This is a genomic window from Raineyella sp. W15-4, from assembly GCF_033170155.1.
In the GTDB taxonomy this organism is placed as follows: domain Bacteria; phylum Actinomycetota; class Actinomycetes; order Propionibacteriales; family Propionibacteriaceae; genus Raineyella.
Genome location: NZ_CP137079.1, coordinates 3592807 through 3611365, shown reverse-complemented (window position 1 = coordinate 3611365; position 18559 = coordinate 3592807). Strand labels below are relative to the sequence as shown.

Sequence of the window (18559 nt, the reverse complement as noted above, 5' to 3'; positions counted from 1 at the left end):
CCGCGTCACTCGTCACCCTCCTCGAGGTGCCAGATCCTGAGCCCGAGGAGCCGTCATGGATGCCCTGACCGTCCGTCGTTCGCCGCTGCACACCGTCACGTATGCCCACTACCGGGGTGCCGACATCGCCAAGGTCCTGCCCAGCCTCGAGGCATGGGACGACTCCGGCTACCTGCGCGGCCTGTCCCGCCACGATCGGCTGCATCTCGTCACGGCGGCCCGCGAGGGCCTCCTGGTGGGATACCTGGTGATCGACGCCCGGGACGGTCTGATGCGGATCGTCGACGAGCACCTCGTCGCCGGCGCCGACCCGACGTCGGAGATCGCCCGGGACCTGACCGAGCTGGCCGTCGACGTGGCGGCCAGCCCGTGGGGTGACGTGGAGGTCGCCCGGACGAGCATCACCGTCCCGCACCTGCTGCGGAACGGCTGGCATCCGATCCCTGACGGCGCCCGACGGCCGGGACCCACCATCACCATGAGTGGAGCAGGAGTCGCATGACCAGACCATCATCCCCGCCGACGACGGACCTCCCGCCCGACGCGGACCAGCAGGCGCCGTTCGTCCTGGCCGGTGACTTCCCGGCGGTGACAGGGACCCAGTGGCGGGCCGCTGCCGCCAAGGTGCTGAACCGCAAGCGGCCGCCGGAACGCCAGCTGACGCCGGACGACGCGATCGCCCGGCTGCAGCGCGAGACGGTCGACGGGCTGCGGACCGAGCCGTTGTACACCCGGGAGGACATCACCGCGGACCTCGGCTACCCCGGTGTGATGCCCTTCGTCCGGGGGACCACGGTCCGCCGCGGGCAGATGGACGCCTGGGACGTCCGGGCCTTCCACGAGGACCCCGATGCCGCCTACACCCGCAAGGCCGTGCTGACCGACCTCGAGCGCGGTGCCACCAGCCTGTGGCTGCGGCTCGACCCGGACGCCATCGCGGCCGACGACCTCGCCGAGGTACTGGCGGACGTCCTGCTCGACCTGGCCAAGGTGGAGGTCTCCAGCCGGACCGACCAGCCGGCCGCGGCCGAGGCACTGCTCGCCCTGATCGAGGCGAGCGGCAAGGACCGGGCGGCCCTCTCCCTCAACCTGGGACTCGACCCGATCGGCTTCGCCGCCGACCAGGGCCGCACCCCGGACCTGACCGGCATGGCACCGTGGGTCGCCCGCCTCGAGGGCTACCGGCAGTCCCGCCCGTTCGTCGTCGACGGCACCCTCTGGCACAACGCCGGGGCGGGCGACATCCATGAGGTGGCCTGGTGCCTGGCCACCGGACTGGAGTACGTCCGGGCGCTCACCGAGCAGGGCGTCGACCTCGACACCGCCTTCGACGCGATGATCTTCCGGGTCACCGCCAGCTGCGACGAGTTCGCCACCATCGCGCGGCTGCGCGCCCTGCGCCGCTGCTGGGCGTGGGTCGGGGAGGTGCTCGGCGTCGCCGAGGACCGTCGCGGCGCCCGCCAGCACGCGGTGACGTCCTGGCGGGAGATCACCCGCGACGACCCGTACGTGAACGTGCTGCGGGGCACGATCAGCACCTTCTCGGCGGCGGTGGGGGGCGCCGAGGCGATCACCACACTGCCGTTCGACGCCGCCTGGGGACTGCCCGGCGAGTCCAGTCGCCGGGTCGCCCGCAACACCCAGGTCGTCCTCGCCGAGGAGTCGAACATCGGCCGGGTCAACGATCCCGCCGGCGGGACCTGGTACGTCGAGTCCCTCACCGACGAGATCTCGACGGCCGCCTGGGCGGCGTTCCAGCAGGTCGAGGCCGCCGGCGGCATGGTCGCCGCCCTGGCCGAGGGTCTGCCCGCCCGGGTCCTGGCCGAGCTCAACGAGAGGCGCCGCCGCCAGCTGGCGACCCGACGGCTGCCGGTCACCGGCGTCTCGGAGTTCCCGAACACCGCCGAGCCCACCCTCGAGGTGCGCCCGCGCCCGGCGGCCCCGGCCCGGGCCGGGCTGGCCCGGCACCGCGACGCCGAGGTCTTCGAGGCGCTGCGGGACCGTACAGCCACCGCCTCGGCGGCTGCCGCGGCGAAGGGCGGCAGCACCCCGGCGGTCTTCCTGGCCTGCCTGGGCAGCCGTCGCGACTTCGGTGGCCGCGAGGGCTTCGCCGCGAACCTCTTCCACATCGCCGGTCTGGCCACGCCCTCGTGCGAGGGCGGCGGCACCGCAGAGGTCGTCGAGGCCTGGCGGGCCGCCGGCACCCCGGTGGCGGTGCTCTGCTCGTCGGCGTCCGTCTATGCCGCGCAGGGCCGCGAGGTGGCCCATGCTCTCAAGGACGCCGGGGCCCGCACGGTCCTGCTCGCCGGATCTCTGAAGGAACTCGGTGACGGGGAGGACGCGTCGGTCCTGATCGACGGGACGATCGCCCTCGGCGTCGACGTCGTCGAGGTCCTCACCGGCACGCTCGACACTCTCGGACTCGATACGCCAGGAGGCGCCCGATGACCGTTCTGCCGCGATTCGACCAGATCCCGCTCGGAGACCGCGGTGTCCCCGCCGACGCCCGCAGCCGGTTCGAGGCGCTGCTGGCGGCCGGGCCGACCGAGCCGTGGGAGACCCCCGAGCAGATCCCAGTGCAGCATGTCTACGGCCCCGAGGCGTACGAGGGACTGGACTTCCTCGACACCCGGCCCGGCATCCCGCCCTACCTGCGCGGGCCGTACCCCACGATGTACACCAACCAGCCGTGGACGATCCGCCAGTACGCGGGCTTCTCCACGGCCGAGGAGTCGAACGCCTTCTACCGGCGCAACCTGGCAGCCGGCCAGAAGGGCCTGTCGATCGCCTTCGACCTGGCCACCCACCGCGGCTACGACTCCGACCACCCACGGGTGGCGGGTGACGTCGGCATGGCCGGGGTGGCCGTCGACTCGATCCTCGACATGCGCCAGCTCTTCGACGGCATCCCGCTGGACCGGATGAGCGTGTCGATGACGATGAACGGTGCGGTGCTGCCGGTGCTCGCGCTCTACGTCGTGGCGGCCGAGGAGCAGGGGGTGACGCCGGACAAACTCGCGGGGACCATCCAGAACGACATTCTCAAGGAGTTCATGGTCCGCAACACCTACATCTACCCGCCGACCCCGAGCATGCGGATCATCTCCGACATCTTCGCCTTCACCAGCGCGAACATGCCGAAGTTCAACTCGATCTCGATCTCCGGCTACCACATGCAGGAGGCCGGCGCCACCGCCGACATCGAGATGGCCTACACGCTCGCCGACGGGGTGGACTACATCCGGGCCGGCGAGTCGGTCGGGCTGGCCGTCGACCAGTTCGCGCCGCGGCTGTCCTTCTTCTGGGCGATCGGGATGAACTTCTTCATGGAGGTCGCCAAGATGCGGGCGGCCCGGCTGCTGTGGGCCCGGCTGGTGCGGCAGTTCGAGCCGAAGAACCCGAAGTCGATGAGCCTGCGGACGCACTCGCAGACCTCGGGGTGGTCGCTGACCGCACAGGACGTCTACAACAACGTCATCCGCACCTGCGTGGAGGCGATGGCCGCCACCCAGGGCCACACCCAGTCGCTGCACACCAACGCACTCGACGAGGCGATCGCCCTGCCGACCGACTTCAGTGCCCGGATCGCCCGCAACACCCAGCTCTTCCTGCAGCAGGAGTCCGGCACCTGCCGGGTGGTGGACCCGTGGGGCGGGTCGGCGTACGTGGAGCGGCTCACCCACGATCTGGCCCGGCGGGCCTGGTCGCTGATCGACGAGGTCGAACGGGCAGGCGGGATGACCAAGGCCATCGAGGCCGGCATCCCGAAGATGCGGATCGAGGAGGCGGCTGCCCGCACCCAGGCCCGGATCGACTCCGGCCGCCAGCCGGTGATCGGGGTCAACACCTTCCAGCTCGACCACGAGGCCCGGCTGGACGTGCTGAAGATCGACAACAAGCAGGTCCGTGCCGCCCAGATCGCCAAGCTCGACCGGCTGCGCGCGGAGCGCGACGAGGCGGCCTGTCAGGCCTCCCTGGAGCGGCTCACCTGGGCCGCCGCGAATCCGGATCCGACCGATCCGGACCGCAACCTGCTCAAGCTGGGGATCGACGCGGCCCGGGCGAAGGCCTCGGTCGGTGAGATCTCGATGGCGCTGGAGCAGGTCTTCGGCCGCTACACCGCGCAGATCCGTACGATCAGTGGTGTGTACTCCAAGGAAGCGGCCGGTTCGCCGGCGATGGTCAAGGCCCGCGAGCTGGTCGAGGCCTTCACCGAGGCCGAGGGACGTCGTCCGCGCATCATGATCGCCAAGATGGGCCAGGACGGGCACGACCGCGGCCAGAAGGTGATCGCCACCGCCTATGCCGACCTCGGCTTCGACGTCGACGTCGGCCCGCTGTTCCAGACCCCGGAGGAGGCGGCCCGGCAGGCCGTCGAGGCCGACGTGCACGTCGTCGGCGTCTCCTCGCTCGCCGCCGGACACCTCACCCTGGTCCCGGCGTTGCGCGAGGAACTGACCCGGCTGGGGCGGCCCGACATCATGATCGTCGTCGGTGGGGTGATCCCGGAGCAGGACTTCGAGGAACTGCGCGCCGCCGGCGCGGCCGCGATCTATCCTCCGGGCACGATCATCCCGGAGGCCGCGGTGGACCTGCTGACCGAGCTGCGGGCCCGGCTCGAGGCGACGGAGGGCCGGCCGGTCGATGCCCAGACCGATTGATGTGGAGGCCCTCGCCGCCGGAGTGCGGCGGGGGTCGCCCTCGGCGGTGCCGCGCGCGATCACCCTGGTCGAGTCGCAGCATCCCGCTCACCGTACGGCCGCGCGCCGGCTGCTCACCGCGATCGCCCCGCTGACGGGGCGGTCGGTGCGGGTGGGGATCTCCGGGGTGCCCGGGGCGGGCAAGTCGACCTTCATCGATGCGATGGGCACCCGGCTGATCGAGCGCGGGCACCGGGTCGCGGTGCTGGCGGTCGACCCGTCCAGCACCCGGACCGGGGGCTCGGTGCTCGGCGACCGGACCCGGATGGCCCGGCTGACCCAGTCGGACCGCGCGTACGTCCGGCCGTCGCCGTCCGGCGGGCACCTCGGCGGCGTGGCCCGGGCGACCCGGGAGGCGATGATGATCGTCGAGGCCGCCGGCTACGACATCGTCATCGTCGAGACGGTCGGGGTCGGGCAGTCCGAGGTGGCGGTGGCCGGCATGGTCGACACCTTCCTGCTGCTGGCCCTGACCGGTGCCGGGGACCAGCTGCAGGGCATCAAGCGCGGCATTCTCGAGCTGGCCGACCTGATCGCGGTGAACAAGGCCGACGGGGACAACGTCACCGCCGCCCGGGTCACCGCCCGGGAGCTGTCCATCGCGATGAAGCTGATCTCGGCCGATCCCGAGTCCCGCCGGTCGCCCGTCCTCACCTGCAGCGCCTACACCGGTGAGGGCCTGGACGAGGTCTGGCAGGCGGTGCTGGACCACCGCGACTGGGTCGAGTCGACAGTCGGGTTGGACACCTTCCGGGCCGCCCAGCAGGTCGACTGGATGTGGGCCCAGGTCGAGTCTGCGCTGCTGGGGTCGGTCCGCTCCGACCCCGCCGTACGGGCGGAGTCCCGGCGGGCCGCTGCCGCGGTCCGGGCCGGGGAACTCTCCGCCCTGGAGGCATCGGCCCGGATCCTGGCGACGTACGCGGAAGCGGTGCCCCGGATGGAGTGGGCCGAGATCGACTGATCGATCAGCTGCCGGAGCAGCTGGAGGTGGTCGCCGCAGACACAACGCCACAGCTCCAGGTTTCGCCCGTGCAGAGGTGCGTGTCACTCGGCAACTCTGCACGGGCGAAGTGCGGGGGTGCCGCCCCCGCCGCAGAGCCTGTCATCGCCCCTCTTCGGATGCGTCCTCCGGGTTCTTCGGAAGCGCCGTCCTCTTGGTCTACTATCTGCGTATGCATGCAGATAGTTGTATGGATCCGGACAATCCGGATGTGGTGTTGGCCGCCGAGATCTTCAGCATGCTCTCGGACGTGACCAGGGTGCGGATCGTGGTGGCGCTGGTGAACCACGACGAGATGTCGGTGGGTGAACTCTCCGGGCTCGTCCACAAGTCGCCGGCGGCCGTGTCCCAGCACCTCGCGAAGCTGCGATTGGCTCGCCTCGTCGTCGGTCGCCAGGAGGGGACATACGTCCACTACCGGCTGGCCAACGAACACGCCGAGAACCTGGTGCGGGCCGCCCTGGAACAGGCCGAACATGCCTCGTCGGACGTCCCGGCGCACCACCGGACGGGGACGGATCGGACGGGGGCGGATCGGACCGGAACCACTGCCGTCACCCCGTTGCGCGGCGTCACGCCGTCCCGCAACGCCGATGCGGATCGCAAGGAGGGCGGGAGATGACCACACCGGACGTCGAGGGCGAGGCGATTGACCGCCACCCCCACGATCATGACCATGGTCATGGTGACCATCACCATGACGGTGGCCACGATCATGACCATGACCACCACGGGCATTCCCACGATCACGGACACGAGCATGACCACCACCATCCCCACGGCGGCTGGCGGGGATTCCTGTACGAGACCTTCGTGCCGCACAGCCATGATGCGGCCGACCGGGTCGACGACGCCCTGGTGGCCAGCGGCGAGGGCATCCGCGCGGTCCGGATCAGCCTGGTGCTGATGCTCGCCACGGCTCTGGCCCAGTGCCTGATCGTGGCGATCAGCGGATCGGTGGCACTGCTCGCCGACACCATCCACAACTTCTCCGACGCACTGACCGCGATCCCGCTGTGGATCGCCTTCGCGTTGTCCCGTCGGGCGCCGACTCGGCGGTTCACCTACGGTCTGGGGCGGGCCGAGGATCTGGCCGGCCTGTTCATCGTCGCCGTGGTCGCGGCCTCCGCCGTGGTCGCCGCCTGGCAGTCGATCGACCGGCTGATCGCCCCCCGTCCGCTGGAGCACCTCGGCTGGATCGCCACCGCCGGTGTGGTGGGCTTCCTCGGCAACGAGCTGGTCGCTCGCTACCGGCTCGGCGTCGGCCGCCGGATCGGCTCGGCTGCGCTGGAGGCGGACGGCATCCACGCCCGCACCGACGGCTTCACCTCACTGGCTGTGGTGGTCGGCGCGGCCGGCGCCTGGCTCGGCTTCCCGCTGGCCGACCCGATCATCGGGCTGGTCATCTCGGCGATGATCCTCGTCGTCCTGTGGCGTACGGCCGGTGAGATCGGGATCCGGCTGATGGACGGGGTCGATCCCGAGCTGGTGGAGCATGCACGTGACGCGCTGACCGGGGTGACCGGGGTGCGGGGCGTCCGGGAGCTGCGGCTGCGAGCGGTCGGGCACGCCTACCGGCTGGAGGCGGTGCTGGAGGCTCCGGCGGACCTCACCCTGGGTGAGGTGGAAGCGCTCCGTGACCATGCCGAGGTGCACGCTCGTGGGACCGTGCCGCGGCTGGAACAGGTGACGATCGCCTGCCGCGCCGTGCCTGCCGATCGGGACAGCAGGGGCGCCGGAGAAGGATGAGAGGACCCTGAGTCCGCCCGTACCGCGGCGATCGGGCTGGTATGGACATCCTTCGGCCGGGTCCGTAAGTTGATTGTTGCATGACAATGTGAGGAAGCCGGTGAGAGTCCGGCGCGGTCGCGCCACTGTGAGCCCGGGGAAGCACCGGGTGAGCCAGACACTCCATGCCATGACATCTGTCTGCTGATTGGGGACGCTGGATCCCCAAGGAGGTCATCATGAGTGCAATTGACACCGTGTCCACCCAAGCCGTCGGGACCTGGGAGTCACTGTCTGCGGCCGCGCGTATCGTCGTCCTGTCGGTGACGGTGCTGCTGGCGCTGGCCATCTACTACTTCGTCGGGTTCGACGAGGGCATGACGTCGGTCTTCGGCGACACCATGGTCGTGCACGAATGGGTGCACGACGCCCGGCATTTCCTCGGCTTCGCGTGCCACTGATCGGGCGCTGCGATGGAATTGCGTGTCATCGGGCGCGGAGCCCTCGCCGGATTGTTCGCCGGCGTCCTCGGCTTCGTCTTCGCCCGCATTTTTGCTGAGCCTGTCATCGACAAGGCCATCGCGTACGAGTCCGCACGCGATGATGTCCTCAATGCCCTCCGCCAGGCCGCCGGCCTCCCGACGGAGGAGGGTGGTCCGGAGATCTTCTCCCGGACGGTCCAGTCCACGCTCGGCGTCGCCAGCGGCATCATCGCCCTCTCGGTGGCCTTCGGTGCCCTGGTGGCAGTGGTCTACCTACTGCTGGCGCGCCGGATCGACGTACAGCCCCGCGTCCTGGCCTGGTCGGTCGCCGCGTTCGGGTTCCTGGGGTTCTTCCTCCTGCCGTTCGTGAAGTACCCGTCCAATCCGCCGTCGATCGGTCACGAGTTCACCATCGGCGCCCGCGGGCAGCTGCAGCTCGGCCTGGTGATCGCGTCGTTCGTGCTGCTCGCCGCAGCCGTGCTGGCCTGGCGGGCGCTCCACCCGTGGGTCGGCGCACAGTGGGCCACGCTGATCGTGGTGGCGGGGTTCCTGGTGGTGTACGGCACCCTGATCGGGCTCCTGCCCTCGCTGGGCAACCTGCCGGCGAACGTGCAGGTGTCCGACGAGCTGGGCTTCGCCCGGGCCGCGACGGAGACGCCGCAGCCGATCGTCAACACCCTCGGGAAGGTGCTGACCGTCGACGGGAACACTTACGCCCCTGGCCAGATCGTGTTTCCGGGCTGCGATGCCGACCTGCTGTGGAGTTTCCGCTGGTACTCGCTGCTCAACCAGGTCCTCATCTGGGGTGTGATCGGCGTGACCTTCGGGGCGCTGATGGAGCGGGTCGCCGCCCGGTCGACGGCGCCGGTCGCCGCGGCGGCGGCCGGCCACGGAGCGGCTGCCACGCAGGCGTGACGGGTTCCGATCACGGCCCGCGCGAGGGCGATCTGCAGACACGTGGCCTTGGGGGGCACGATCTACAGGTCGCCCTCGCCGGTCTGGGGCCCTTCTTCGCGGTCGATGGTCACCGGCCGGGCGAGGAACCGTCCGCCGGCTGGCTGCGGGTGTCGGATCTGTCCGCTGGCCCGGATCTGCTCGACCGGCGGGTCGAGCAGATCCGGGCCGCGCTGTCTGCCAGCGCGCCGCGGCCGGTCCCGGTGGAACGGTGGGTGGCGGTCTCCGTCACCCACCTGGGGCTGGTGGCGCGGCTGCTCTCGCCGACCCTGGCGGTCGCCGCCCTCGGGCATCCGGAGCTGGCGGTGGCCGACCTGTGGTGGCAGGACGTGATCGGTGGGGCGGTCCCGCTGTCGGGCGCCTTCGTTCCTACCGGCGCCGCTGTTCCCCGGCCGGTGCAGGACCTCACCGAGCTGGTCATCGACCGGTTCCGGCTCAGCCGCCACGTCGCGTGGGGCAATGTGGCGTCGGCCGCGAACAGCGCGGCGACGGTGATGGTCTCCGGACGCCCCGACCTGGCCGATGCGGCCCGGCGGGCGGCGGATGCTGTGCTCGCCGATCCTCGTGTCGAGGGCGGCCGACTGTCATCGGGGCCGACCTTCCGGCGGGCGAGCTGTTGTCTGATCTATCGCCTCGCGGGCTCCCGTGAGGCCGTCTGCGGCGACTGCGTGCTCGGCGGTTGACGAAGAGAGCCCGGCGCAGCCGGTGAGCACGCAGCCGGCTCTCAGGCGTCCGCCAGCAGCCGGTCCACCACGTCGGCCACCCCACGGGGGCGTTCCGACCACCCCAGCCGGGCGGCCAGCTGCAGCGGCCACGGGATCCGCAGATGGGCCTCGGCGACCAGCCGGTCGTCGCCGAGCAGTTCGTCGGCCGGCCCCTGGGTGGTCCGGCCGCCGGTGACGATGATCGCCGTGGTGGCCCAGGCAAGGGCCAGGTCGACATCGTGGGTGGCCATGATCACCGTGGTGCCGGAGGCCTCGAGGCGGGTGATCGCGGTGAGCATGTCCTCCACCGCATCCGGGTCAAGGCCGGCGGTCGGCTCGTCGAGCAGCAGGTAGTCGGGCCGCATCGCCACCGCTCCGGCCACCGCGACCCGCTTCTTCTCGCCGTAGGACAGCTGGTGGGTGGCACGGGAGGCCAGGTGGGTGACGCCCAGCAGGGTCAGCGCCTCCTCCACCCGGGCTCGGGCCTCGTCCTCGGTCAGGCCGAGGTTGAGCGGGCCGAACGACACGTCCTGGGTGACGTCGGCGCTGAACAGCTGGTCGTCCGGGTCCTGGAGCACCAGCTGCACCCGGCGACGGTGGTCGATCAGGCCCCGGCGGTTGTGGGCGAGCGTGGTGCCATCGACGACGACCGTGCCCTCGTCGGGGACGAGCCCGCCGGACAGACAGGCGAGCAGCGTCGTCTTGCCGCAGCCGTTGGCGCCGAGCAGGGCGGTCCGGTGGCCGGGACGGATCTCGACGTCCACGCCGTCGAGGACGCGGCCGCGGGAGGGATATCCCGCGGCGAGCTGGTGGGTGGTGAGGCTCATGCCAGTAGTCCGAATCCGTGGGTCCCGGCCGCGAGCAGGACCAGCAGCCAGGTGGTGGTGAGGGCGAGGAAGACCGGGGAGTGGGGGCGTACGTGTTGCAGGGTCCGCAGGTCGTCGGTGTAGCCGCGGCCGGCGAGACCCTGTTCCAGCCGGTGGGAGCGGCCCCAGGCCCGGACCAGGACCCCGGCGGCGAGGGATCCGAACGAGTGCACCGAGCGCCGGAACCCGACGTAGCCGAGCCGGGCCGCCTGGGCGGCACGGATGGTGACCGCCGACTCCCACAGCACGAACAGCAGCCGGTAGGTCAGTGCGGCGATGTCCAGGGCGGGTCCGGGGATCCGCAACCGCCGGCCGGCGTCCACCAGGTCGACCATCGGGGTGGACACGGCGAACAGGATCACTGCGCAGGTGCCCGCGATGCTGCGGCCCAGCACGGTGCCGGCCCGCGCCACCGACTCCGCGGTGACGGCGAACGGCCCGGAACTCCACCACACGGTCGCGGCGGCCGGCACCTCACCGACCTGCAGCGCGATGGACAGCACTCCGATGACGACGAAGGCTGCCGGCAACAGCAGCGCGCCGATCCAGATCCCCCAGGGGACCCTGGCCAGGGTCAGGGCAGCGGCGGTGAGGCCCACCACGACGATGGGCCCCACCGGCCAGGCCGGCATCGACAGACCGACGAAGAGCGTGCCGAGGGTCAACAGGGCCTTGTCCGCTACCGCGACCTCCCGCCAGGGGCTGCCCCAGGCAGCCCCGTCGATCGAGAAGGCCATCGGGGGTCAGTCGCCGTCGCCGGCGGCCACATCCTCGAGCGCCGAGTGCTTGTTCTCCTGGAGGCGCCGGATCGCGGTGCGGGACTGGAGCCGGCCGACGGCCCAGCCGAGCACAGCGCCGCCGAACGCCGCCTGAGCGGCGAACAGCCCGGACTCCAGCTCGGCGCTGCCGGGTTCGAAGATCGGCTGGAACCACGGCTTGACACCCTGTTCCTCCAGGGCGGTGACGGCGTTGCTGTCGGCGCCGCCGAACTCCGCGTCCGGGGAGTGGGTGCGGGCGATGGCGAAGGTCACCGCCAGCAGGACGATGACCAGGGCGGCCAGCGCCCAGGTGACCCAGGAATGCTGGGAGGACTGCGGGGACTTCACGGTGTGGCTGAACTCAGACATGAGCGGCCCCCTGCACGGTCGCGACCTCGGGCTCGGCGGCAGGCAGGACGCCCAGGCCGACCAGCTCGGGCCGGGCGATGGACCGCAGCACCCGGAACAGCACGACACCGACCAGCCCCTCGATGATGGCCAGCGGGATCTGGGTCACTGCGAAGATGGTGAAGAACTTGCCCATCGCGGCCCCGAAGGTCGGGGTGGGGTAGGCCAGCGCGAGCTGGACCGAGGTCACGACGTAGGTCGACAGGTCGGCCAGGGCCATCGCGAAGAACACCTGGACCTCCAGGGGTGTCCGCAGCTTGCGCAGCGCGACGTACGCCGCGTAGCCGACCCACGGACCGACGATCGCCATCGAGAAGATGTTTGCCCCGAGTGTGGTGATGCCGCCGTGCGCCAGCAGCAGCGCCTGGAACAGCAGCACCACCGCCCCGAGGAATGCCATCACGGGTGGTTTGAAGAGGATGGCCCCGACACCGGTCCCGGTCGGGTGGGAGGACGAGCCGGTGACCGACGGCATCTTCAACGCGGACAGAATGAAGGTGAAGGCGCCTGCGGCGGCGAGCAGCACCCGGTTCTCCGGATGTTCGCGGACCTGGCGTACGGTCGAGCGTACGCCCCAGACGACGAACGGTGTCGCCGCAACGGCCCAGCCGATGCAGTGGGAGGCGGGTAGGAACCCCTCTGCGATGTGCACGATGTGTGTCCTTCCGGGATGACGCGTCCCGATGATGGGTTGTGCGCTCTCGGGGCGAGTTCCTGACTTGACTCACAGTGGCGCGACCGTGCCGGATTCTCACCGGCTTCCTCGGGCCCCGAGCGCGTGTTGTGGCCACACAGTAACACGGGGTGGGACGGCACTGAGGTGGGGGCGGAGGCCCGACGACGTGGCTCTGCTCACGCGGCTCGGACCACCGCTCACCGGGGCCGGATCACCTGCTCAGGCCCGCTGTTCCGGCCTGTCTCACTCCGGTTCGGTGACGTCCAGGACCGTCGCGTCCAGCACCGCCACCAGGTCGTCCGCCGCCAGCACCAGCGCCGTCCCGTGATCCCCGCCGCCGATCGAGACCTGCCGGCCCGGCGGGTCGACGAGCGTACGGTCGGCATAGACCGGCCACACGTGGGTGGCGCCGAACGGGGTGATGGTGCCCCGCTCGTAGCCGCTGGCCGCCCGGGCCTCCTCGGGGCCGGGCATGGTCAGCCGGTTCACCCCCAGCGCCGCCCGCACCTTCTTCCAGGAGACCTTCCGGCCGCCCGGGACGAGCAGGAAGAAGTAGTCGCCCTCGCGGCGGCGGACGACCAGGGTCTTGGTGAGGTCCGACGACGGCACCCCGATCGCGGCGGCATGCTCCTCCAGACTGGTGCTCGGCAGGTGGGTACGCACCGAGTACGTCACACCGGTGGCGTCGATCGCGGTCAGCGCGCGCCGGGCGCCGGGGGAGGGGGTTTCGGTCACGGGTTCAGCATGCCGCGCCGGTCAATCCGTCCGCCCGTCGGTCCGGCCGCCGCCGTCGGCCGGGGTCCCCGGGCACAGCCAGATCTCGTCACCGCGCAGCTCGACCCGGTGGGTCCGTTCCGGTGCCGTCGCCGGTGGGCACAGCGCCTCTCCGGTGCGCAGCGAGAACCGTGCGGCGTGCACCGGGCACTCTACCCAGCCGTCCCCGACCCGGCCGTCGGCCAGCGAGGCGTAGCGGTGCGTGCAGATGTCGTCCAGGGCATAGAACCGTCCGCCGCTGCGGAAGACCGCGATGTCCACGCCGGTCCCGTTCACCGTGCCATCGACGACCAGGGCGCTGCCGTCCGCCAGCGCGTCGACCGGGGCGACCCGGAGCGCCGGCAGCGAAGCCTGATCTCGCGGCCGGTCCGGCTGCCGGACAGGCATGCGGCGGCTGCCGGGCTTGCGGTCAGCGGACACGCCCAGCGCCCGGCGGAGCCATCGTGCGGGCGATGGCCCTCGCCGGGCGCTGTCGGTCATGATCCGCGATCCGCGGCTCAGTTGTTCGTGATGAACTCGTCGACGAGGCGGTTGAACTCGGCGGCGTGCTCGATCTGCAGCCAGTGGCCGCAGCGGTTGATCAGTACCAGTCGGCTGTCCGGGATCAGCGAGGTGAGCCGCAGGCTGTGCTCGAAGTGCACCACCCGGTCGTCGCGGCCGTGGAAGAGCAGCGTCGGTGCCTGGATCGTCCGCACCTGGGCCTGATCCAGTTCGACCACGGCCCGCTTGCCGACGGCGTCGAGGAAGTTCCGGTTGTGCTCCGGGTGGGCGGCGACCATGTCGGCGCGCCCCTGGATCAGCTCGTCGGTGGCGAAGGTCGAGTCGTACGTCATCACGTCGACAAGTTCCTTCATCACCGCGAAGGACGGGTCACGGTAGCCGCGCTGCAGGATCTTCAGCCCCTCGGTGAGGCCGGCCGGGCCGAACAGCGTGCTCGACCCGGAGGACGAGCCCATCGTGATCAGCCGCCGCACCCGCTCCGGGTGCTCGTAGCCGAACCGGATGGTGGTGCCGCCGCCCATCGAGTTGCCGATCAGGGTGGCCTGCTCGATGCCCAGCGCGTCCAGCAGGTCGGCGACGGCCTGCGGATGGTTACGCTGCTGCCAGGTGACCGGGTCGGACTCGCCCCAGCCGGGCATGTCCGCCGCGACGACGTGGTACTTCTCGGCGAAGACCGGGATGTTGTTGGAGAAGTTCGTCCAGCCGGTGGCGCCCGGCCCGGAGCCGTGCAACAGGACCAGCGGCTCCCCGCCGGCCGGGCCGGCCTCGTTGATGTGGATCCGCCCCGAGGGGGTGTCCACGAACCGGCTGGTGTTCTCGTACGTCAACTCCATGGCAGTCCTTTCTGCATGCGGGCCACGGGGGCCTCAGCGGGCGAGCTTCTTGAGCTCGATCGACGGATCGGCGAGCTTGAGCGGATCGATGACCAGGCCCCGGTCGATGATCCGGCGGGCGGCCCGGACGGCCGTACCGCCGTCGATGGTGGCGGCGCCGATCATCCGGCCGTCGGCCTCCATCCGGAAGGCGGCCACCGGCACCCCGTCCACCGACCGGACGATCGGGGTCCCGTTGACCAGGTCACCCACCGACTCGACGTGGACACCGTAGCGATCGGACCACATCCACGAGGCGCCGTGTGCCGGCAGCGGCACCCCGGCGATCGCCGCGGCGACGGTCCGGCCGGCGTTCATCGCCGACTCCCAGTGCTCGTGGCGGCGGATCAGCGTGCCGTCGGCCAGCCGGATCCGGGCCACGTCGCCGGCGGCGTAGACGCCGGGATGGGTGGTGCGCTGGGTCGGGTCGACGATGATGCCCTGGTCGGTGGCCAGCCCGGCGGCCTCGGCCAGGTTGGTCTCCGGGACGATCCCGACCGCCACCAGCACCGCGTCGGCGACGACGCTGCTGCCGTCGTTGAGGGTGACGGTGTACTCCTCGCCGGCCAGTGAGATGCCGGTGGTCATCGCGCACCGTACGTCGACGCCGTGCGCGGCGTGCATCGCGTGCAGGCGGACCGCCAGTTCGGCGCCGACCAGCGGAACCAGCGGCACCGGCACCGGGTCGATCAGGGTGACAGTGGCGCCGTCCTTGACGGCGGTGGCGGCCACCTCGGCGCCGATCAGACCGGCGCCGATGATCGCCAGCCGCAGGCCGGGCACCAGCAGGTCCCGCAGCCGGTCCGCGTCGTCCTTCGTCCGCAGCGTCAGCAGGCCCGGCAGGTCGCCGCCGGGGATCGGCAACGTACGGGGCCGGCCGCCGAGCGCCAGCACGGTGGTGGCGGCGCTGACCGTCCTCCCGCCGCCCAGCTCGAGCAGCCCCTCGTCCGGGTTCAGGGCGACCACCCGGTCGGTGATCAGCTCCACCGCGTTGTCGCGGTACCAGTCGTCGGGGACGAAGGACAGCTTCGCGGCCGGCAGCGAGCCGTCGAGGTACTCCTTGCTCAGCGGCGGCCGGTCGTACGGGATGCCCTCCGGGTCGACGATGGTGACCCGGCCGTCGAAGCCGTGCTTGCGCAGGTCCTGGGCGGTGGTGAAGCCGGCCAGCCCGCCGCCGACGATCACGACATTGCCGCCCGCACCGGGCGCGACGGTGCCGGACATCAGGCGGTGACCTCGGTGACGGCCCCCTCGACGGGGACACCCGGGTGCAGCCAGATCTCGTCACCGCGGAGCTCCACCTTGTGGGTCCGGGCCGGGATGCTCGCCGGCAGGCACAGCGCGGCGCCGGTGCACAGCGAGAACCGCGCCGAGTGGATCGGGCACTCGACCTCCTCGCCCTCGATCCAGCCGTCGGCCAGCGAGGCCTCCTCATGGGTGCAGGTGTCGTCGAGGGCGTAGTACTGGCCGTCGGAGAAGAAGACGGCGATGTCGCGGCCGGTGCCGTTGGCCGCCCCGTCGACGACGAGGGCCTCCTCGTCCTCGATGTCCCCGACGTCGGCGACCTTGATCGGCTCGATCTGCGTGCTCATGGTGGGTCCTTCCTCGGTGTGTCGGGCCGCTCAGCCGGCAGGCCAGGACACGGTGGTGGCGTAAGCGTACGAGTCGGCCGGGAGCCAGCGCTCGTAAAGGTGCCGGAATCTTTGCCGGCGGTAGAACTCGCGGGTCTCCGGCCCGCGTTGCGGTCGGGCGGGGATCCGCAGGGTGTCGCCGCGGAACGCGGCAGTGGCCCCGCGCAGGGCCCAGTGCCGGTCGTAGATGACCTGGTCGGCCCACAGTTCGACGAGCAGCAGGTGCCCGGGCAGGTCGACGTCCTCGCACCAGTGGTAGACCAGGCAGCCCTCCTCGCGGCGGGTCTCGGCGACCTCGGCGCCGATCCGCTCGTACATCGCGGGCGATGCCTGCACCGCGTGCTGGATCACCACCCGCACCGCGCCGGCCGCCGGCCAGCGGATCGCTCGGTGCGACTCGCCGAGCCGCTCCGGCTCCCACACCCCGTCGCGGAGTGCGAAGATCTCCCGCCGGTAGAACTCCGTGGTCACCGACGTGTCGGCGTACGCCCCGGTGACCAGATCGGTGAGCACCGGGTAGTCCCCGGCCAGGGCCCGGCGCCAGAACGCGTCGTACGCCTCCTCGGTCTCCCACAGCATGGTGAGCACATGGAAGGCGCTGCCGTCCAGGCTGGCGTACAGCTCGGCGCTGGCGCAGCCGGGGGCCCGGCGCAGCACCGCCGTCTCCTCGCGCAACGGGCCGGGATCGGGGAGGTCGTGGAATTCGTGCAGGACGCGGAGCATGTCAGTCCTTCTCGGCGAGGGTGCTGAAATCGACCTCCCAGTCGGGGGCCATGTACCTATCCTCCGCCGGGAAGCGCCGGTGCACCCCCTCGATGAGGAAACCGCCGAGCCGGTCGAAGGTGTCGAAGTAGCCGTACTCCGAGGCGCCGCCGCGGAGGTCGGAGCCCATGCACAGCGGCGCACCGAGCGCGGTCAGCGATTCGACCGTCGCCGCCCAGTCGCCGGCGTCGGTGGTGAGGTAGGGGAACAGGTGGTGGATCCCCGGGCCGCGCTGGTCGGTGAACTCGCGGTTGTAGTGCGAGGGGCCGTACGTGCACTGGATGATCTCGAAGCCGAAGTCCCCGGTGAAGCCCTGCGCGGTGAGGTAGCCGTGCTCGACCGGAGACAGCTCCCGGTAGTACGGGTTGTCGAGCCGGCCGGGCTCGGTCTGCCAGGCCTTCACCGCGAACCGCTCGATGCCGAGGACCCGCCGGTACTGCTCCAGGGTGGCCATGGTGTCCTCCACCACCACCCCGAAGTGGTTGATCCCCTGCATCGGCAGCGCCCGCCGGCCGCCGCGCAGGGCCGCGCCGTCCAGCCTGCGGGTGTCGCCGGTCGGCAGGTACGCCGCCGGCAACACCTCCAGCAGGTAGCCGCCCAGCGCCGCCCGGGTGTCCCAGAAGGTGCGCCGGACCTCTCCGTCGACGACGTGGGAGTGCGCCGCCGGGATGCCCAGCGCGGCGAAGTGGGCCGCGATCGCCGCCTCGTCCGCCCCCTCGGCCCGGACGGTGAGGTAGCCGATGCCCTCGCCCCGGGAGAGCAGGAACTCCTGGAACGGCGTCTCACCGCCGGTCGGCTGGACCAGCTCGAACGGGACGGCGCGCGGGGCGCCACCCATCGGGCCCGGTCCCTGCGGATCGTACGGCGTCCGGCCGAACGCGGTGCGGTAGCTGCCCGCACTGCGCCGGCCGTACGAGACCATCGCCGACAGCCGGTCAGCGGTGAGGTCGTTCGTCGTCCACACGGTGGTGTCAAGACAACGGGCGTGCTGCTCGAGGGCACGGTCCAGGTCGCGGACCACCACGCCGATCTTCTCCAGGGTCGTGATCTTCACGGCTCTCCTCTCCGGGGCAGGGATGAACGGGCGATCGGGTAACGGCTCAGTAGAACAGGCTGAGGTTCTTGTTCAGGATGATGGACATGTCGAACAGGACCCGGCGCTCCTTGATCAGGTAGCCCCACGGCGAGGCCGGGTCACGGACGATCCGGTCGGTCCGCTCGCCGGTGATCGAGTCCTGGGAGCGCTGCCCGATGGAGCGGTAGTCGTAGAAGTTGGACTTCACCACGTACTCGTCCTCGGCGACGCCCTTGGTCACCCGGATGTTGCTGATGATGTGCCGGGCCCGCGACGGCGGCTCCTCACCCCAGGCCTGGTTGGTCAGCAGCCGGTCGACCCGCTGCTTCAGCTGGACCTTGTTCTCCTCGAAGTAGGCGGAGGTGCGGAACGCGGAGATGTGCCGGGAACGCTCGCGGGCCAGGCGCTCCTCCTGGGTCGGAGCCCAGTACAGGCAGTCGTCGGCGAAGAAGTCGAGCCACTCGCCCCACTTCCAGTCGTCCAGGACCTGCACCTCCTCATGGAGGAACCGGGTGAGGGCGCGCTCGACGGCCGGATCGACGTCGGCGAGCAGCGCGGTCAGCTTGTCGGTCGTCGCCCCGATCGGACGGGCGGCGGCGTCCGGGTCGCCGAACGGGATGGCGGTGGTGGCGGTGTCAGTGGTGGTGGGGTCAGTGGTCACGGTCATG

The 18559-nt window shown here is 71.2% G+C and carries 21 protein-coding genes and 2 riboswitches; of the genes, 9 read left to right on the top strand and 12 right to left on the bottom strand.

The window, feature by feature from the left end:
* The first annotated feature begins 55 nt into the window (after positions 1–55).
* The 9 genes from R0145_RS16680 (at position 56) to R0145_RS16640 (ending at position 9547) form a co-directional block, all read left to right on the top strand.
* Entirely contained in the window at positions 56–502 is a 447-nt protein-coding gene (locus R0145_RS16680; protein WP_317838078.1) for a hypothetical protein, read from the top strand.
* Positions 499–2448 carry a methylmalonyl-CoA mutase small subunit gene (gene mutA, locus R0145_RS16675; RefSeq protein ID WP_317838077.1) on the top strand — a complete coding sequence of 650 codons (1950 nt, stop codon included), beginning with the start codon at positions 499–501 and terminating at the stop codon, positions 2446–2448. The genes R0145_RS16680 and mutA overlap by 4 nt, the downstream gene beginning before the upstream one ends.
* Positions 2445–4661 carry a methylmalonyl-CoA mutase gene (gene scpA / locus R0145_RS16670; protein WP_317838076.1) on the top strand — a complete coding sequence of 739 codons (2217 nt, stop codon included), beginning with the start codon at positions 2445–2447 and terminating at the stop codon, positions 4659–4661. Before mutA ends, scpA begins: the two co-directional genes overlap by 4 nt.
* The gene (meaB, locus tag R0145_RS16665; protein ID WP_317838075.1) at positions 4645–5661 is read left to right on the top strand and encodes a methylmalonyl Co-A mutase-associated GTPase MeaB; all 1017 of its coding nucleotides are present in this window, start codon (positions 4645–4647) and stop codon (positions 5659–5661) included. Before scpA ends, meaB begins: the two co-directional genes overlap by 17 nt.
* A 229-nt stretch (positions 5662–5890) precedes the next feature.
* On the top strand, positions 5891–6322 hold the full coding sequence (locus R0145_RS16660; protein ID WP_317838074.1) for a metalloregulator ArsR/SmtB family transcription factor: 432 nt from the start codon (positions 5891–5893) through the stop codon (positions 6320–6322).
* A complete protein-coding gene (locus R0145_RS16655) occupies positions 6319–7449 on the top strand; it encodes a cation diffusion facilitator family transporter (RefSeq protein ID WP_317838073.1) in 1131 nt (376 codons plus the stop codon). The genes R0145_RS16660 and R0145_RS16655 overlap by 4 nt, the downstream gene beginning before the upstream one ends.
* Positions 7450–7512: 63 nt before the next feature.
* Positions 7513–7632, top strand: a riboswitch (cobalamin riboswitch).
* Positions 7633–7667: 35 nt separating this feature from the next.
* Positions 7668–7889, top strand: a complete 222-nt coding sequence (locus R0145_RS16650; protein WP_317838072.1) for a CbtB domain-containing protein — start codon at positions 7668–7670, stop codon at positions 7887–7889.
* Between the two features lie 12 nt (positions 7890–7901).
* Positions 7902–8825 (top strand): CbtA family protein, encoded by a 924-nt coding sequence (locus tag R0145_RS16645; protein ID WP_317838071.1) that lies wholly within the window; start codon positions 7902–7904, stop codon positions 8823–8825.
* On the top strand, positions 8822–9547 hold the full coding sequence (locus R0145_RS16640) for a (2Fe-2S)-binding protein (RefSeq protein ID WP_317838070.1): 726 nt from the start codon (positions 8822–8824) through the stop codon (positions 9545–9547). The genes R0145_RS16645 and R0145_RS16640 overlap by 4 nt, the downstream gene beginning before the upstream one ends.
* 41 nt (positions 9548–9588) lie before the next feature.
* Here R0145_RS16640 and R0145_RS16635 read toward each other — a convergent pair whose 3' ends face one another.
* The 12 genes from R0145_RS16635 to R0145_RS16580 form a co-directional block, all read right to left on the bottom strand.
* The gene (locus R0145_RS16635) at positions 9589–10395 is read right to left on the bottom strand and encodes an energy-coupling factor ABC transporter ATP-binding protein (protein ID WP_317838069.1); all 807 of its coding nucleotides are present in this window, start codon (positions 10393–10395) and stop codon (positions 9589–9591) included.
* Positions 10392–11171 carry a cobalt ECF transporter T component CbiQ gene (cbiQ, locus tag R0145_RS16630; protein ID WP_317838068.1) on the bottom strand — a complete coding sequence of 260 codons (780 nt, stop codon included), beginning with the start codon at positions 11169–11171 and terminating at the stop codon, positions 10392–10394. The genes R0145_RS16635 and cbiQ overlap by 4 nt, the downstream gene beginning before the upstream one ends.
* Positions 11172–11177: 6 nt before the next feature.
* Positions 11178–11561, bottom strand: coding sequence for an energy-coupling factor ABC transporter substrate-binding protein (locus tag R0145_RS16625; protein WP_317838067.1), 384 nt, complete (start codon positions 11559–11561; stop codon positions 11178–11180).
* The gene (locus tag R0145_RS16620; protein ID WP_317838066.1) at positions 11554–12252 is read right to left on the bottom strand and encodes an energy-coupling factor ABC transporter permease; all 699 of its coding nucleotides are present in this window, start codon (positions 12250–12252) and stop codon (positions 11554–11556) included. The genes R0145_RS16625 and R0145_RS16620 overlap by 8 nt, the downstream gene beginning before the upstream one ends.
* Positions 12253–12258: 6 nt before the next feature.
* Positions 12259–12392, bottom strand: a riboswitch (adenosylcobalamin (AdoCbl) riboswitch).
* A gap of 127 nt (positions 12393–12519) precedes the next feature.
* On the bottom strand, positions 12520–13011 hold the full coding sequence (locus tag R0145_RS16615; protein ID WP_317838065.1) for a YbaK/EbsC family protein: 492 nt from the start codon (positions 13009–13011) through the stop codon (positions 12520–12522).
* Between the two features lie 21 nt (positions 13012–13032).
* Positions 13033–13437 carry a non-heme iron oxygenase ferredoxin subunit gene (locus tag R0145_RS16610; RefSeq protein ID WP_317838064.1) on the bottom strand — a complete coding sequence of 135 codons (405 nt, stop codon included), beginning with the start codon at positions 13435–13437 and terminating at the stop codon, positions 13033–13035.
* Between the two features lie 110 nt (positions 13438–13547).
* Positions 13548–14384, bottom strand: coding sequence for an alpha/beta hydrolase (locus R0145_RS16605; protein ID WP_317838063.1), 837 nt, complete (start codon positions 14382–14384; stop codon positions 13548–13550).
* A 33-nt stretch (positions 14385–14417) separates the two neighbouring features.
* Entirely contained in the window at positions 14418–15647 is a 1230-nt protein-coding gene (locus tag R0145_RS16600; protein ID WP_317838062.1) for an NAD(P)/FAD-dependent oxidoreductase, read from the bottom strand.
* Complete coding sequence (locus R0145_RS16595; RefSeq protein ID WP_317691929.1) at positions 15647–16015, bottom strand: non-heme iron oxygenase ferredoxin subunit; 369 nt, start codon at positions 16013–16015, stop codon at positions 15647–15649. The genes R0145_RS16600 and R0145_RS16595 overlap by 1 nt, the downstream gene beginning before the upstream one ends.
* A gap of 30 nt (positions 16016–16045) precedes the next feature.
* The gene (locus tag R0145_RS16590) at positions 16046–16777 is read right to left on the bottom strand and encodes a putative quinol monooxygenase (protein ID WP_317838061.1); all 732 of its coding nucleotides are present in this window, start codon (positions 16775–16777) and stop codon (positions 16046–16048) included.
* 1 nt (position 16778) lies between these two features.
* A complete protein-coding gene (locus tag R0145_RS16585) occupies positions 16779–17870 on the bottom strand; it encodes a VOC family protein (protein WP_317838060.1) in 1092 nt (363 codons plus the stop codon).
* Between the two features lie 46 nt (positions 17871–17916).
* Positions 17917–18558, bottom strand: a complete 642-nt coding sequence (locus tag R0145_RS16580) for an aromatic-ring-hydroxylating dioxygenase subunit beta (RefSeq protein WP_317838059.1) — start codon at positions 18556–18558, stop codon at positions 17917–17919.
* Position 18559 lies beyond the last annotated feature (1 nt).

What these genes read in the sequence shown, in the direction of transcription:
- R0145_RS16605 (WP_317838063.1), bottom strand. Translation starts at nt 14,384, where the DNA reads ATGGAGTTGACGTACGAGAACACCAGCCGGTTCGTGGACACCCCCTCG.
- R0145_RS16595 (WP_317691929.1), bottom strand. Translation starts at nt 16,015, where the DNA reads ATGAGCACGCAGATCGAGCCGATCAAGGTCGCCGACGTCGGGGACATC.
- R0145_RS16650 (WP_317838072.1), top strand. Translation starts at nt 7,668, where the DNA reads ATGAGTGCAATTGACACCGTGTCCACCCAAGCCGTCGGGACCTGGGAG.
- R0145_RS16590 (WP_317838061.1), bottom strand. Translation starts at nt 16,777, where the DNA reads ATGCTCCGCGTCCTGCACGAATTCCACGACCTCCCCGATCCCGGCCCG.
- R0145_RS16660 (WP_317838074.1), top strand. Translation starts at nt 5,891, where the DNA reads ATGGATCCGGACAATCCGGATGTGGTGTTGGCCGCCGAGATCTTCAGC.
- scpA (WP_317838076.1), top strand. Translation starts at nt 2,445, where the DNA reads ATGACCGTTCTGCCGCGATTCGACCAGATCCCGCTCGGAGACCGCGGT.
- meaB (WP_317838075.1), top strand. Translation starts at nt 4,645, where the DNA reads ATGCCCAGACCGATTGATGTGGAGGCCCTCGCCGCCGGAGTGCGGCGG.
- R0145_RS16655 (WP_317838073.1), top strand. Translation starts at nt 6,319, where the DNA reads ATGACCACACCGGACGTCGAGGGCGAGGCGATTGACCGCCACCCCCAC.
- R0145_RS16625 (WP_317838067.1), bottom strand. Translation starts at nt 11,561, where the DNA reads ATGTCTGAGTTCAGCCACACCGTGAAGTCCCCGCAGTCCTCCCAGCAT.
- R0145_RS16680 (WP_317838078.1), top strand. Translation starts at nt 56, where the DNA reads ATGGATGCCCTGACCGTCCGTCGTTCGCCGCTGCACACCGTCACGTAT.
- R0145_RS16580 (WP_317838059.1), bottom strand. Translation starts at nt 18,558, where the DNA reads ATGACCGTGACCACTGACCCCACCACCACTGACACCGCCACCACCGCC.
- R0145_RS16645 (WP_317838071.1), top strand. Translation starts at nt 7,902, where the DNA reads ATGGAATTGCGTGTCATCGGGCGCGGAGCCCTCGCCGGATTGTTCGCC.
- cbiQ (WP_317838068.1), bottom strand. Translation starts at nt 11,171, where the DNA reads ATGGCCTTCTCGATCGACGGGGCTGCCTGGGGCAGCCCCTGGCGGGAG.
- R0145_RS16600 (WP_317838062.1), bottom strand. Translation starts at nt 15,647, where the DNA reads ATGTCCGGCACCGTCGCGCCCGGTGCGGGCGGCAATGTCGTGATCGTC.
- mutA (WP_317838077.1), top strand. Translation starts at nt 499, where the DNA reads ATGACCAGACCATCATCCCCGCCGACGACGGACCTCCCGCCCGACGCG.
- R0145_RS16610 (WP_317838064.1), bottom strand. Translation starts at nt 13,437, where the DNA reads ATGCCTGTCCGGCAGCCGGACCGGCCGCGAGATCAGGCTTCGCTGCCG.
- R0145_RS16635 (WP_317838069.1), bottom strand. Translation starts at nt 10,395, where the DNA reads ATGAGCCTCACCACCCACCAGCTCGCCGCGGGATATCCCTCCCGCGGC.